We start from the raw sequence: 12,638 nt of genomic DNA, 5'->3' as shown, positions 1-12,638 counted from the left end.
CCAATGCGAAATATAGGCCAGCAATGCGTCCGGACTGTGACGTCTAGCGGCTGCGCAGCGCCGCCCAGGTTTTCTCGCCGACGATGCCATCCACCAGCAGGTCAGCCGCCTGCTGGAACTGCATGACCGCCAGCTCGGTCGCCGGGCCAAAGTCGCGGTCAATCGACAACCGATAACCCCGGCCGACCAGCAACTCCTGCAGCACCTGCACGGCATCACCAAAAGAGCCTCGGCGCAGGGCCACCGAGGTGCCGCCCTGTAGCTGCGACACCCGCAATCCCTCCATAGCCGCCAGCGCGGTCTTGGCCTTCTGCAGGTACTGACGCCGGTCGTCCAGACCGTTGAGGCCACCATTCACCAGGCGGGTGGCACGGATCAGGTCGTCGCGATCAGCCGCGTTGTTGATCTGCCGGGTCTGCCAGTACTCGCAGGCAATCTTCAGCGAGGTCAGCGGCTCGGCGGCCAGCGCCGGCTCGGCCTCCAGCGGCAGTCGCAGGCGCTCGCCCATCTGCCGGTAGTTGGCCCGCCCGGTCAGCTGGATAAGTCCGCGACCCTTGTAGCGCCGGCCATCGCCACGCTCGGTGTTGCCCAGGTCACGCCGGCCCTCGTAGGCCGCGCCGCTGGCAAACTCCTCAGTGGTACGAAACCCGGCACATTCATGGGTCACCTGCGCCATGAAGTGCGCAATCCGCAGGCGGCTGTCGATCCGGTAAAGGGCAAGGGTAGGGGCAAACGCGGCGGATATGTCGCCAACGATGCGGCGCTGAGCGTCCGCGCGGGCGCCGGAAAAACGGGGAGAAACAGCGAGGATAAAGGCTCCGTCGACGGGAATCATGGTGGCAGCTCCGTTAGGCAACGGCACTGCCTGACGACGCCGCTGGGTTAATGCCTAACCAGATTAGCTGCTATCACCTAGAGCGCCAGCGGCAGCCCAACAGCAACTACCCGATGCTGCAGCAGCAGGCGGGCAAAGTGCTGCGGGTCTTTCACCAGCACGCCGTCCTGCCCGGCAAACTCCTCGGCTGCAATCTGCCGCGACAGCCAGAAGCGCAGTGCCGCCAGACGCAACATGGCCGGCCAGCAATCGGCTTCAGCAGCGGTGAACGGACGTCGCGCCGCGTACCCGGCGAGCAGGGCGCGAACCCGGCGGGGCACCAGGGCACCATCGTCACCCAGACACCAGTCGTTGACGGCAATGGCCACGTCGTACAGCATCCAGCCACTGGCTGCATTGTAAAAATCGATCACACCACTCAGATGGTGGCCGTCAAACAGCACGTTGTCACGGAACAGGTCCGCGTGCAGTACCGCCCGCGGCAGACCGGGGTCCTGTCGTCGCCAGTGCACCAGCTGCTGCAACAGCTCTTCCAGCGCTTCGGCCAGCGGGCCAGCCTGCTGCGGCAACTGCTGCCGCGCCTGATCCTGCATCCAGTCCACACCGCGCTCGTCCGGCCGCGCCAGCGCAGTATCGCGAGTCGCCTGGTGCAGTTGCGCCAGCCAGGCGCCAACCGCTTCGCAGTGGCTGGCGTCCGGCTGACCGACATGCCCACCGGCCAGCCGGGGCTGCAGCAGGGCCGGACGCCCCTTGAGCTGATGCAGACACTGACCGCTGCGATCAGCCACTGCATAGGGCACCGCCAGCCCGGCCTGCTGCAGACAGGACAGCAGCTCGACCAGAAACGGCAATGCCGCCGGATCGCCGCGCTCTACCAGGGTAAGCACAAACTCACCGCCCTCGCAGCTGACAAAGAAATTGCTGTTCTCGCTGCCGCCGTCGATGCCCTGGTAGTCAACCAGCCGGCCCAAACTGAAACCGGCAATAAAGTCTTCCAGCTCAGCCCGCGCCAGCGGGGTAAACACAGACACGGCTCAGGTCACCACTCGAAGATTTTCCAGGAGGGAATACGCAGCCCCTCGGGCTGGTCTGAGCGCACGTAGTTGCCGTCGTCATCTACCGCCACCAGGTAATAGGGCGCGCCGCTGGTGGGGATAACCTTGATGGCATAGAGAAAACCGTTGACGCGGTATTCTTCCACAGTGCGGTCGCCTTCCTGACGGATGGTCACCTCAGGGTCGCCCGGTACCGCGTCCTGCGCCATGACCGAAGCACTGCCCAACAACAGCGCGGCGGCCAATCCAAAGCCCGTTCTACGAATCATGGTAGTCTTGTCCTTTGCCTGAATGATGCCCTCATTCTAGCCCCATTGGCTCCGGAATTGTTGACCTGACGCATGACAGACTCCACACCCCTCGTCCTGGTGGACGGTTCGTCCTACCTTTATCGCGCCTTCCACGCGCTGCCACCACTGACCACCAGCAAGGGGCAGCCGACCGGCGCGGTGAAAGGCGTGCTGAACATGCTGAAAAGCCTGCTCAAGCAGTATCCCGACAGCCCGATCGCGGTCGTGTTCGACGCCAAAGGGCCGACCTTCCGCGACGAGATGTTCGAGCAGTACAAGTCGCACCGCCCGCCGATGCCGGATGATCTGCGCTCGCAGATTGAACCGCTGCATGCCGCCGTGCGCGCGCTGGGTCTGCCACTGCTGTGCGTCGATGGCGTGGAAGCGGATGACGTGATTGGCACCCTGGCGCGCCAGAGCGCCGACGCCGGCCGCGCCGTGGTGATCTCCACCGGTGACAAGGACATGGCCCAGCTGGTCGATGACCACATCACCCTGGTCAACACCATGACCAACACGGTGATGGACATTCAGGGCGTACACGACAAGTTCGGCATCGGCCCGGAACTGATCATCGACTACCTGGCGCTGATGGGCGACAAAGTCGACAACATTCCCGGTGTTCCCGGCGTGGGCGAGAAAACCGCGCTGGGCCTGCTAACCGGCGTCGGCGGCGGTCTGGACGTGATCTACAACAACCTGGACAAGGTCCCGGAACTGGCCATTCGCGGCGCCAAGAAGCTGCCCGAGAAGCTCGAAGAGCACAAGGAGATGGCCTACCTCTCCTACCAGCTGGCCACCATCAAGCTGGACGTGCCACTGGAAGTACAGGTCGACGCGCTGCAGCCCAGCGCCGCCAACCGTGAAGCGCTGATCGAGCTGTATCGGGAAATGGAGTTCAAGAGCTGGCTCGACGACCTGCTGCGCGAAGCCAAGGCCGAGGGTCAGGCCGGCAGTGCCGACGAACCCGCCGAAACGCAACAGAACCACTACGAAATCATTACCGAGCAGGCCGACTTCGAGCGCTGGCTCGGCAAGCTGGCGGCTGCCGAGCTTTTCGCCTTCGATACCGAAACCACCAGCATCGACGCCCAGCGCGCCGAGCTGGTTGGCGTGTCGCTAGCGGTCCAGCCTCACGAGGCGGCCTATATCCCGGTTGCCCACAGTTATATGGGCGTACCCGAGCAGCTCGACCGCGATCAGGTACTCGCCGCGCTCAAGCCCTATCTGGAAGACCCGGCCAAGGCCAAGGTCGCCCAGCACGCCAAGTACGACATCAACGTACTGGCCCACTACGACATCCGCGTGCAGGGCGTGGCCTTCGATACCATGCTCGAGTCCTACGTGCTGGACGCCACCGCTACCCGTCACGATATGGACAGCCTGTCGCTCAAGTACCTGGGCCAGGGCACCATCAAGTTCGAAGAGATCGCCGGCAAGGGCAGCAAGCAGCTGACCTTTGACCAGATCGCCCTGGAGCAGGCCGGCCCCTACGCCGCAGAAGATGCCGATGTGACCCTGCGCCTGCACCAGACCCTGTGGGCCAAGCTGCAGCCACAGACCTCGCTGGCGCGCGTCCTGCAAGAGATCGAGATGCCGCTGATGCCGGTGCTGGCGCGTATTGAGCGCAACGGCGCACTGGTCGACGCCAAGCTGCTGGGCCAGCAGAGCATCGAGCTGGGCGAGAAGATGGTGGCGCTGGAGCGCCAGGCGTTCGAGCTGGCGGGCGAGGAGTTCAACCTCGGCTCACCCAAGCAGCTGGGTGCCATTCTGTATGAAAAGCAGGGCCTGCCGGTGCTGTCGAAAACCGCCAAGGGCCAGCCCTCGACTGCCGAAGCGGTGCTCGCCGAACTGGCCGAACAGGGCTTCGAGCTGCCGCAGGTGATCATGCAGTATCGCAGCGTCAGCAAGCTCAAGAGCACCTACACCGACCGCTTGCCGGAGCAGATCAACCCGCGCACCGGACGCATTCACACCTCCTATCATCAGGCGGTAGCTGCCACCGGCCGACTGTCGTCCTCAGACCCGAACCTGCAGAACATCCCGATCCGCACCACCGAAGGCCGGCGCATCCGCCAGGCCTTTGTCGCCCCCAAGGGCTACAAGCTGCTGGCGGCCGACTACTCGCAGATCGAACTGCGCATCATGGCGCACCTGGCTCAGGACGCTGGCTTGCTGGATGCCTTCAAGCACGATCTGGACGTCCACCGCGCCACCGCTGCCGAAGTGTTCGGCGTCGAGCTGGACGAGGTCACCGGCGACCAGCGCCGCAGCGCCAAGGCGATCAACTTCGGCCTGATCTACGGCATGAGCGCCTTCGGCCTGGCCAAGCAGATCGGCGTCGACCGCAAACAGGCCCAGGCCTACATCGACCGCTACTTCACGCGTTATCCGGGCGTACTCAGCTATATGGAACGGACCCGCGAGCAAGCCAGCGAGCAGGGTTACGTCGAAACCCTGTTCGGCCGCCGCCTGTACCTGCCGGAAATCCACGCCAAGAACCAGGCCATGCGCAAGGCCGCCGAACGCACCGCCATCAACGCGCCGATGCAGGGCACCGCCGCCGACATCATCAAGCGCGCGATGATCAAGGTAGAAGCCTGGCTGAACGACAGCAGCCTGGATGCCCGCGTCATCATGCAGGTACACGACGAACTGGTTCTGGAAGTACGTGAAGACCAGATCGACGCCGTCACCCAGGGCCTCAAGGAGCACATGGCCCAGGCCGCCGAACTCGACGTGCCGCTGGTGGTTGAGGTAGGGGTGGGTGACAACTGGGACGAGGCGCACTAGCGGCGGCCCTTTGGGCCGAGCTGCAAGCTTCAAGCCGCAAGAAAAACCCGCAACATTCGACCTTGCACGGGTTTAGCTTGCGGCTTGCAGCTTGAAGCGTGCCGCTGAAAACGGCAGCGCCTAAGCGCTGCCGTTTTCATAACCAACCCATCTAAAACTTTTTTTGAACTTATGCCGAACCCACCCGGTCAGAGCTTATGAACGGCTTGAGAGCCATTCATGCTCCTTAGATGTGATTTAGTGTTGGCAGAAAAACCGGGCACTCCCTTTCCTAGCACAGCCCGGTTAGTTAACCCCGAGCCTCCCTCCCCATAGAAGCTCGGGGTTTTTTTTGCCTGCAATTCAGGTCTGCTGCGGTTTCGCTCACCCGCCTGCTCGGTTATCCCTCGCCACCTTCCTGCTCAACCGGGAACAACCACTGCGCCAGCCGCCCGTGGGCCTCATCAATGCCCATGCGCTTGGGCGAGGAAAACAGCTGTACGCTGGCATTGGAACCCAGTTCCTTGCGCATCCGTGTCTGCACCTTGAGTAGCGCATTCTTGGCCGCGCCAAAGGCCATCTTGTCGGCCTTGCTGAGCAGCACATGCGCCGGGATGTCGCTCTTGCGCGCCCACTCGAGCATCATGCAGTCAAAATCCGACAGCGGATGACGCAGATCCATCACCAGCACCAGTCCGACCAGACTCTGACGTCCAGTCAAATAGGCATCCAGATGCTGCTGCCAGTGCGCCTTCAGCTCCAGCGGTACCTTGGCGTAGCCGTAACCGGGCAGATCCACCAGGCGACGTTCGTCATCCAGCCGGAAAAAGTTGATCAGCTGCGTACGCCCCGGCGTCTTGGACGTGCGTGCCAGACGCGCGTGGGTCAGGGTATTGAGGGCGCTGGACTTACCCGCATTGGAGCGGCCGGCAAAGGCCACTTCCAGCCCCAGATCGGGCGGGCACTGGGACACCAGGCTGGCGCTTTTGATGAAGGTAGCCTGCTGACAGAGGGAGACGAGAGGGGTGCTGGAGGACATGGGATTCCCATTGAAGCCGGCGCAACAGGCCGGACACTGATGACGTTCACGTTTGCGGCCCGCTTAGTATATAATGCGGCGGTTCTGGGAAGCACTGACCAATTGCCTCGGCTCGTGTCAGGCTCAAAAGAGGCCTGCCGGTCAGGCTGTGGTCCAGGGTGCGGCATTTCAGCCATTGCACCGGGGCCAGTGCGCCGCTAGCATGAGCACAAAATCAAGGTAGCCTGCGCTGGATAACGCGGTCATCAAGGCCGGACAGCAGGCAAAGCCAACACGTTTTCTTTTAGCCGTTATTGGATTAGCCGATGAATAAATTACTCGTTAGTCTGGTGTTGACCCTGGGTGTCGCCACGAGCGCGCACGCTCTTGAGGGCAACGCAGAAGCCGGTCAGGGCAAGGTCGCCGTCTGTGGCGCCTGTCACGGTGCAGACGGCAACAGCCCAGCCCCCAACTTCCCCAAGCTGGCTGGCCAGGGTGAACAGTATCTGCTCAAGCAGATCACTGATATCAAGGAAGGTCGTCGCGTCGTCGTCGAAATGACCGGCATGCTGGACGGACTGAACGAGCAGGACCTGGCAGACATCGCTGCCTACTTTGCTTCCCAGAGCATGACGCTGGGCGTTGCTGATCCGGCCCTGGCCGAGCGCGGCGAAGCCATCTTCCGTGGCGGCAATCTGGACACCGGTCTGCCGTCCTGCACTGGCTGCCACTCTCCGACTGGCAAGGGTAACCCGCCGGCGTCCTACCCGCGCCTGGCTGGCCAGCACGCCACCTACACTGCCAAGCAGCTGACCGACTTCCGTGAAGGCAACCGCACCAACGACGGTGACGCCGCCATCATGCGCACCGTTGCCAGCCGCCTGAGCAACAAGGATATCGAAGCAGTTTCCGCCTATATCCAGGGCCTGCGTTAAGCGTAAGCGCTTGTAACAAATAAAGGGCAGCCAGCGGCTGCCCTTTTTTGTGCCCGCAAGGTTTGTATCTGGTAATCACGGAATCTTTGTTCTACTGTCGGGTCTCACATCCGTCATCACCCCGTTTTGGAGTTCTACATGCGTGCGTTGTTCAGCGTTGCCCTGATCTGGCTGCTTGGCAGCTTTGCTCTGGCCCAAGCCCAGGAAGCCCCCTACCAGGCTGGCGTGCATTACGTCGTCCTGCCGACCCCAGCCGCGACCGCCGACCCGGAGAAGATCGAGGTGGCAGAGCTGTTCTGGTACGGCTGTCCGCATTGCTACACGCTGAACCCGATGGTGACCGAGTGGAGCAAGACCCTCCCCGACGACGTGGTCTTCCGCCCGGTACCGGCCATGTTCGGTGGCGCCTGGAACACCCACGGCCAGCTGTTCTACACCCTGGACAGCCTGGGCAAGCTGGAAGAGACCCACGACGCCGTCTTCAACGCGATTCACAAGCAGAACAACCGCCTGGAAGATGAAGACGCCATGATCGACTTCCTTGAAGCCTACGGCATCACTGAAGACGAGTTCCGCAAGGCATGGAGCTCCTTCGGCGTGAAGAGCCGCATCGATCAGGCCACCCGCCTGGCCCGCTCGTACCGCGCAACCGGTGTACCCTGCCTGATCATCAACGGCAAATACCGTATCGAAGGCCAGATGGCCGGCAGCTACGAAAACATGATGAAAATTGCCGAATACCTGATCGAGCAGGAACGTCAGGCCACCCAGGGCTGATCCATGCTTTCGGTCGGCAACATCAATGGTCGCCGCACCACCCGGGGTCACATGGCCCCGGGAGAGCTGCGCACCAATGAACACTGCACCAACGACCGGCAGCCGCTGCCCGATGTCCTGCGCCTGCTGAGCTTCAATATCCAGGTCGGCATCAATACCCAGCGCTATCACCACTACCTGACCCGCAGCTGGCAGCATCTGCTGCCCCACGCCGGACGCCAGCAGCAGCTGGGGCGCGTAGCGCAGTTGCTCAACGAGTTTGATCTGGTCGCCCTGCAGGAAGTCGATGGCGGCAGTCTGCGTTCCGGCTTCGTCAATCAGGTGGAGCACCTGGCCCGCGAAGGGGCCTTCCCCTACTGGTATCAGCAGCTCAACCGCAACCTTGGGCGCTTTGCCCAGCACTCCAACGGCTTGCTCAGCCGCTACGCGCCTGACCTGCTGGAAGACCATAAGCTGCCGGGCATCCTGCCGGGCCGTGGCGCCATCCTGACGCAATTCGGCCAGGGCGAGGAATCGCTGCTGGTGGTCATGATGCACCTGGCACTAAGTACCAAAGGGCGCGCCAACCAGCTGGCCTACGTGCGCGAGCGCATCGCCGATCACCGTCATGTGGTGCTGATGGGCGATATGAATACCCACGCCGAGGACTTGCTGGAACACTCGCCGCTCAAGGGCGCCAACCTGCAGGCACCAGACCTGCCGGGCACCTACCCGAGCTGGCGGCCGGCACGCGTGCTGGATCATATCCTCATCAGCCCCAGCCTGGAGATCGATCGGGTCGACGTGCTGCCGCAAGCCATCTCCGACCATCTGCCCGTCGCCATGCATATCAAACTGCCAACCAGCCTCTGTCAAAGCTAGCCAGCCACCCCACATACCCTATAATCTCTGGGAATCAACCCCGGAGCCATCATGTCGGACACCCAGCCTAACACCAACGGCTCTTCCCGCTATTTCGAGTCTGAGGAACAGACCGAGCTGCTGAAACGTGGCCTGGTGCGCGTCAGTATCGCGGCTGCGGGCATCGACCCGCTGCTGGACAAACGGCTGAATGAGCTACGTCGCGCCCTGCGCTCGGACGCGCCTGCGCACCTGCTGGGCGAGCTGCTGCCCGACCTTGAGCGAGCCGTGCTGGCTGCCGACCAGAACCGTCAGCAAGCCTCCAGCGACACCAGCAAGGCAGTGCACAAACTGATCGAACAGCTGCAGGAGTGTGAGCCCCCGCGCGAGGTGGCCCGCGCACTGCGCGCGCTCGAGCGTCAGCTCGGTGAGCTTGCCGAACTCCCACGCAAACTGCCCTCGCTGCTGGGTGAGTTGCAGCAACTGCAACAGCAAGCCCTGCAGCACAGCGAAGAGCAAAGCAGCAGCGGTCTCTGGTCCCGCCTGTTGCGTCGCAAGCAGCGCGCAGAGCTCCAGGCAGGCCCGCTCAGCGACGATGAGGTAGCAGCCCCCGCCGCCGAGCAGGCGGCCCAGGACAACACCGTCGCCTCACCGCCACCAGAGCAAGAGCAAGAGCAAGAGCAGCCCGCCGACAGCGCCAGCAATATCAGCGGCGAGGAGCAGCACTTTTCCCAACTGGCGGCCCATATCGAATCGATTCTGCTGCGTCTGCTAAGCGAACTGCAGGTACTGGAAACCCAGCAAGCGGCCCGCGACCGGCTGCGCGAGCAGGTCAGCAAGGGCCTCAACTGGTATGAACTGACCGCCGCCCTCGACGCCCTGTGCGACTTGGTGCTGGGCGCCCAGCAGAGCCGCCAGGCCGACTTTGAGCGCTACCTGCTGCAACTCAATGAGCGCCTGAGCCAGTTCCAGGGCAACCTGGAAGAAGCCCAGAACAGCTACAGCGGCTCGCTGGACGCCGAGCGCGAACTCAGCGGGACCATTCGCGGCCAGGTGCAGGTGCTCAATGACAGCGTGCGCGATGCCGACGATTTGAGTTCACTCAAGGCCAACGTTGAAGCCCGGCTGAACTCGCTGCTGGAGAATATCGACAAGGCCCGTGAGCTGCGCGAGGCGCGCGACAGCGAAGTCGCCGAACGCCTGAGCACCATGGTCGAGCGTATTCAGGCCATGGAGGTAGAGGCGCAGACCTTCCGCCACCACCTTGAGGAGCAACGCCAGCAGGCGCTGATCGACAGCCTGACCGGCCTGGCCAACCGCAGCGGCCTGCAGCAACGTATGGACGAAGAGTTTGAACGCTGGCAACGCTACGGCGGCCGCCTGCTGCTGGTCGTGCTGGACGTAGACCACTTCAAATCGATCAACGATCGCTTTGGCCATCTGGCCGGCGACAAGGTGCTGCGCCTGATCGCCCAGCAAGTGTCTCGGCGCCTGCGCAAGACCGACTTTATCGGGCGCTTTGGTGGCGAGGAATTTGTCATCCTGATGCCCGGCGTCAGCCCGGAACAGGGCATCGTCGCCCTGGAAGAGCTGCGTAGCGGTATCGAAGGCACGCCCTTCCACTTCAAGAGCGAGCCGGTGCCGGTCACCATCTCCCTGGGCTTCACCGAGTTCACCCGGGACGACTCGCTGGACAGCGCCTTTGATCGCGCCGACAAGGCGATGTACCAGGCCAAGGAATTGGGCCGCAACCGAGTGGTGCACGCCGCAACGTCATGAGTCTGCTATTCCCTCGTTTACGCACCCTGCTGGCTCTGTCCGCAGCCCTGCTGACAGGCTGCACCACCGGCCCCGCCATCGACACCCGTTACCAGGCCCGCAGTCAGGACAGCCGGGTGCAGTACGTGGTGCTGCACTACACCTCGTCGGGTTTCGCGCGCTCGCTGTTCAGCCTGACCCAGGGCGACGTCAGCAGTCATTACCTGATCAGTGATGGTGAACCGGTGATCTATCAACTGGTGGATGAAAACCGCCGCGCTTGGCATGCCGGCGACAGCAGCTGGCAAGGCCGCACCTGGCTGAACGCCAGCACCATCGGCATCGAAATGGTACAACCCGGCTACACCGACACCGCGACCTGCCGTCAGTGGCACCCCTGGGCGCAACCGCAGATCGATGCATTGATCAGCCTGCTCAAGGGCATCCAGCAACGCCACCAGCTGCCGCCAGAAGCCATCCTCGGCCACAGCGATGTCGCGCCGCAGCGCAAGGTCGACCCTGGCCCGCTGTTCCCCTGGGCGCAGCTCGAAGCGGCTGGCCTGGCCACCCGCGTTGACCTGCAGCGCGCCGAGGTCATGCGCCACTGGCTGATGGGGCGCGTTCCCTCGGTGACCTGGTTCCAGCAGGGCCTGCAGCGTTGGGGCTACGCCGTCCCGGCCCATGGCAGCCTGGATGAGGCCACGCGCAACGTGATTGCCGCCTTCCAGATGCGCTTTCGCCCGGCGCGCTTTGACGGCTTGCCCGACAGCGAGACCGCCGCGTTGCTCGCTGCACTGGTGCCGCAGCAGGGCAGCGAGCTGCTCAATGACCCCGCCCCCCAGTGGTATCAGCCCGATCAGCCTCAGCTCAGTCCACGGCTGCCACCCTGCACCGCGGCGGACTGATCAGGCATGCTGAACTGGATCTGGCTCGGCTTTTTCATCAGTGCCTTTGCTGCCGCGCTCTGGCAGTGGCTGGGGTTGGGCGACGCCGAGGTGTTCAGCCGCCTGGTGACAGCGCTGTTCGATATGGCGCGGCTGAGCGTGGATATCATTCTGGTACTGGTCGGCACCATGACCCTGTGGCTGGGGTTTCTCAATATTGCCGAGCGTGCCGGGCTGATCAGTCAGCTGGCGCGCCTGCTCACCCCGCTGTTTCGCCGGCTGATGCCGGAGGTGCCGGCAGGGCACCCGGCGCTGGGCCACATCACCATGAACTTTGCTGCCAACGTGCTCGGTCTGGACAACGCCGCCACGCCCATCGGCATCAAGGCGATGCATTCGCTGCAAAGCCTGAATCCGAGCAAGGACACCGCCAGCAACGCGCAGATCCTGTTTATGGTGCTCAACACCTCGTCGCTAACGTTGCTACCGATCACTGTGTTCATGTACCGCGCCCAGCAAGGTGCCAGCGACCCGACCGAGGTGTTCCTGCCGATCCTGCTGGCCACCAGCGCCTCCAGTCTGGTTGGTCTGCTGAGCGTTGCGCTGATGCAGCGCCTGAAGCTCTGGGACCCGGTTGTGCTGGCCTACCTGGCGGGTGGCGCCGCCGCGCTCGGACTGCTGCTGACCACCCTCGCCGGCCTGTCGGCCGAGGCGCTGGCGGCCACTTCCACACTGGTCGGCAACCTCACCCTGTTCGGTATCGTCATCGCCTTCTTGCTGATCGCAGCCCTGCGCAAGGTCAACGTCTACGACAGCTTTATTGAAGGCGCCAAGCAGGGTTTTGAAGTCACCATCTCGCTGCTGCCGTTTCTGGTTGCCATGCTGGTCGCCGTCGGCGTGCTGCGCGCCAGCGGCGTGCTCGACGCCCTGCTCGATGGCATCCGTTGGATCGCCGACGGGCTCGGCTGGGACACCCGCTTTATCGATGCGCTACCGACCGCCTTCATCAAACCGCTATCGGGCAGCGGCTCACGCGCCATGATGATCGAAACCATGAACACCTTCGGCGTCGACAGCTTCCCCGCCCAGCTGGCCGCGACCTTCCAGGCCAGTACCGAGACGACCTTCTACGTGCTCGCCGTCTACTTCGGTGCCATCGGTATCAGCCGCGTACGCCACGCGCTGGGTTGCGCGCTGCTGGCCGACCTGGCCGGCATGCTTACGGCCATCGGCGTCTGCTACTGGTTTTTTGGCTGACAGCTGCAAGGCGGATGGCTGCAAGCTGCAAGGCGGATGGCCGCCCCCTGCAAGCTGCAAGCTGCAAGCTGCAAGCTGCAAGCTGCAAGCTGCAAGCTGCAAGCTGCAAGCTTAATCAGGGTGCGCTCGGTCGCAGAAACAGCAACTGTTTTCTGCTCACTTTTACTGCCTCCTGTTGCTGCAAGTAAAACCCGCACGATTCAACGCCACACGGGTT

The 12,638-nt window shown here is 63.2% G+C and carries 11 protein-coding genes; 7 read left to right on the top strand and 4 right to left on the bottom strand.

Annotation, left to right across the window (positions count from 1 at the left end):
- Positions 1-43 precede the first annotated feature (43 nt).
- From CNQ84_RS12775 to CNQ84_RS12765, 3 genes are all read right to left on the bottom strand, one after another.
- Positions 44-835 carry a peptidoglycan-binding protein gene (locus tag CNQ84_RS12775; RefSeq protein ID WP_096005245.1) on the bottom strand — a complete coding sequence of 264 codons (792 nt, stop codon included), beginning with the start codon at positions 833-835 and terminating at the stop codon, positions 44-46.
- 77 nt (positions 836-912) lie between these two features.
- Positions 913-1,866, bottom strand: coding sequence for a homoserine kinase (locus CNQ84_RS12770; protein WP_096005244.1), 954 nt, complete (start codon positions 1,864-1,866; stop codon positions 913-915).
- Positions 1,867-1,874: 8 nt separating this feature from the next.
- Positions 1,875-2,099, bottom strand: coding sequence for a DUF2782 domain-containing protein (locus CNQ84_RS12765; protein ID WP_235827309.1), 225 nt, complete (start codon positions 2,097-2,099; stop codon positions 1,875-1,877).
- A gap of 132 nt (positions 2,100-2,231) precedes the next feature.
- Here CNQ84_RS12765 and polA point away from each other — a divergent pair, with 132 nt between their 5' ends.
- Positions 2,232-4,973 (top strand): DNA polymerase I, encoded by a 2,742-nt coding sequence (polA, locus tag CNQ84_RS12760; protein ID WP_096005242.1) that lies wholly within the window; start codon positions 2,232-2,234, stop codon positions 4,971-4,973.
- A 379-nt stretch (positions 4,974-5,352) separates the two neighbouring features.
- Here polA and yihA read toward each other — a convergent pair whose 3' ends face one another.
- Positions 5,353-5,991, bottom strand: a complete 639-nt coding sequence (gene yihA, locus CNQ84_RS12755; RefSeq protein WP_096005241.1) for a ribosome biogenesis GTP-binding protein YihA/YsxC — start codon at positions 5,989-5,991, stop codon at positions 5,353-5,355.
- 305 nt (positions 5,992-6,296) lie between these two features.
- Here yihA and CNQ84_RS12750 point away from each other — a divergent pair, with 305 nt between their 5' ends.
- The 6 genes from CNQ84_RS12750 to CNQ84_RS12725 all read left to right on the top strand — a co-directional run bounded on the left by CNQ84_RS12750 (position 6,297) and on the right by CNQ84_RS12725 (position 12,421).
- A complete protein-coding gene (locus CNQ84_RS12750) occupies positions 6,297-6,905 on the top strand; it encodes a c-type cytochrome (protein ID WP_096005240.1) in 609 nt (202 codons plus the stop codon).
- 138 nt (positions 6,906-7,043) lie between these two features.
- Positions 7,044-7,682, top strand: coding sequence for a thiol:disulfide interchange protein DsbA/DsbL (locus CNQ84_RS12745; RefSeq protein WP_096005239.1), 639 nt, complete (start codon positions 7,044-7,046; stop codon positions 7,680-7,682).
- Between the two features lie 51 nt (positions 7,683-7,733).
- Complete coding sequence (locus CNQ84_RS12740; protein ID WP_096005336.1) at positions 7,734-8,543, top strand: endonuclease/exonuclease/phosphatase family protein; 810 nt, start codon at positions 7,734-7,736, stop codon at positions 8,541-8,543.
- A gap of 51 nt (positions 8,544-8,594) precedes the next feature.
- Positions 8,595-10,301 (top strand): GGDEF domain-containing protein, encoded by a 1,707-nt coding sequence (locus tag CNQ84_RS12735; RefSeq protein ID WP_096005238.1) that lies wholly within the window; start codon positions 8,595-8,597, stop codon positions 10,299-10,301.
- The gene (locus tag CNQ84_RS12730) at positions 10,298-11,185 is read left to right on the top strand and encodes an N-acetylmuramoyl-L-alanine amidase (protein ID WP_096005237.1); all 888 of its coding nucleotides are present in this window, start codon (positions 10,298-10,300) and stop codon (positions 11,183-11,185) included. Before CNQ84_RS12735 ends, CNQ84_RS12730 begins: the two co-directional genes overlap by 4 nt.
- 6 nt (positions 11,186-11,191) lie before the next feature.
- The gene (locus CNQ84_RS12725) at positions 11,192-12,421 is read left to right on the top strand and encodes a nucleoside recognition domain-containing protein (protein WP_096005236.1); all 1,230 of its coding nucleotides are present in this window, start codon (positions 11,192-11,194) and stop codon (positions 12,419-12,421) included.
- Positions 12,422-12,638: the final 217 nt, after the last annotated feature.

The organism is Pseudomonas abyssi (assembly GCF_002307495.1).
In the GTDB taxonomy this organism is placed as follows: domain Bacteria; phylum Pseudomonadota; class Gammaproteobacteria; order Pseudomonadales; family Pseudomonadaceae; genus Halopseudomonas; species Halopseudomonas abyssi.
Note: the sequence above shows the minus strand (reverse complement) of the source record. Positions and strands in the feature narration are given on the sequence as shown.

Bases quoted from the DNA above. Each gene is read 5' to 3' on its own strand.
- CNQ84_RS12775 (WP_096005245.1), bottom strand. From the start codon at position 835: ATGATTCCCGTCGACGGAGCCTTTATCCTCGCTGTTTCTCCCCGTTTT.
- CNQ84_RS12765 (WP_235827309.1), bottom strand. From the start codon at position 2,099: ATGGCGCAGGACGCGGTACCGGGCGACCCTGAGGTGACCATCCGTCAG.
- polA (WP_096005242.1), top strand. From the start codon at position 2,232: ATGACAGACTCCACACCCCTCGTCCTGGTGGACGGTTCGTCCTACCTT.
- yihA (WP_096005241.1), bottom strand. From the start codon at position 5,991: ATGTCCTCCAGCACCCCTCTCGTCTCCCTCTGTCAGCAGGCTACCTTC.
- CNQ84_RS12750 (WP_096005240.1), top strand. From the start codon at position 6,297: ATGAATAAATTACTCGTTAGTCTGGTGTTGACCCTGGGTGTCGCCACG.
- CNQ84_RS12745 (WP_096005239.1), top strand. From the start codon at position 7,044: ATGCGTGCGTTGTTCAGCGTTGCCCTGATCTGGCTGCTTGGCAGCTTT.
- CNQ84_RS12740 (WP_096005336.1), top strand. From the start codon at position 7,734: ATGGCCCCGGGAGAGCTGCGCACCAATGAACACTGCACCAACGACCGG.
- CNQ84_RS12735 (WP_096005238.1), top strand. From the start codon at position 8,595: ATGTCGGACACCCAGCCTAACACCAACGGCTCTTCCCGCTATTTCGAG.
- CNQ84_RS12730 (WP_096005237.1), top strand. From the start codon at position 10,298: ATGAGTCTGCTATTCCCTCGTTTACGCACCCTGCTGGCTCTGTCCGCA.
- CNQ84_RS12725 (WP_096005236.1), top strand. From the start codon at position 11,192: ATGCTGAACTGGATCTGGCTCGGCTTTTTCATCAGTGCCTTTGCTGCC.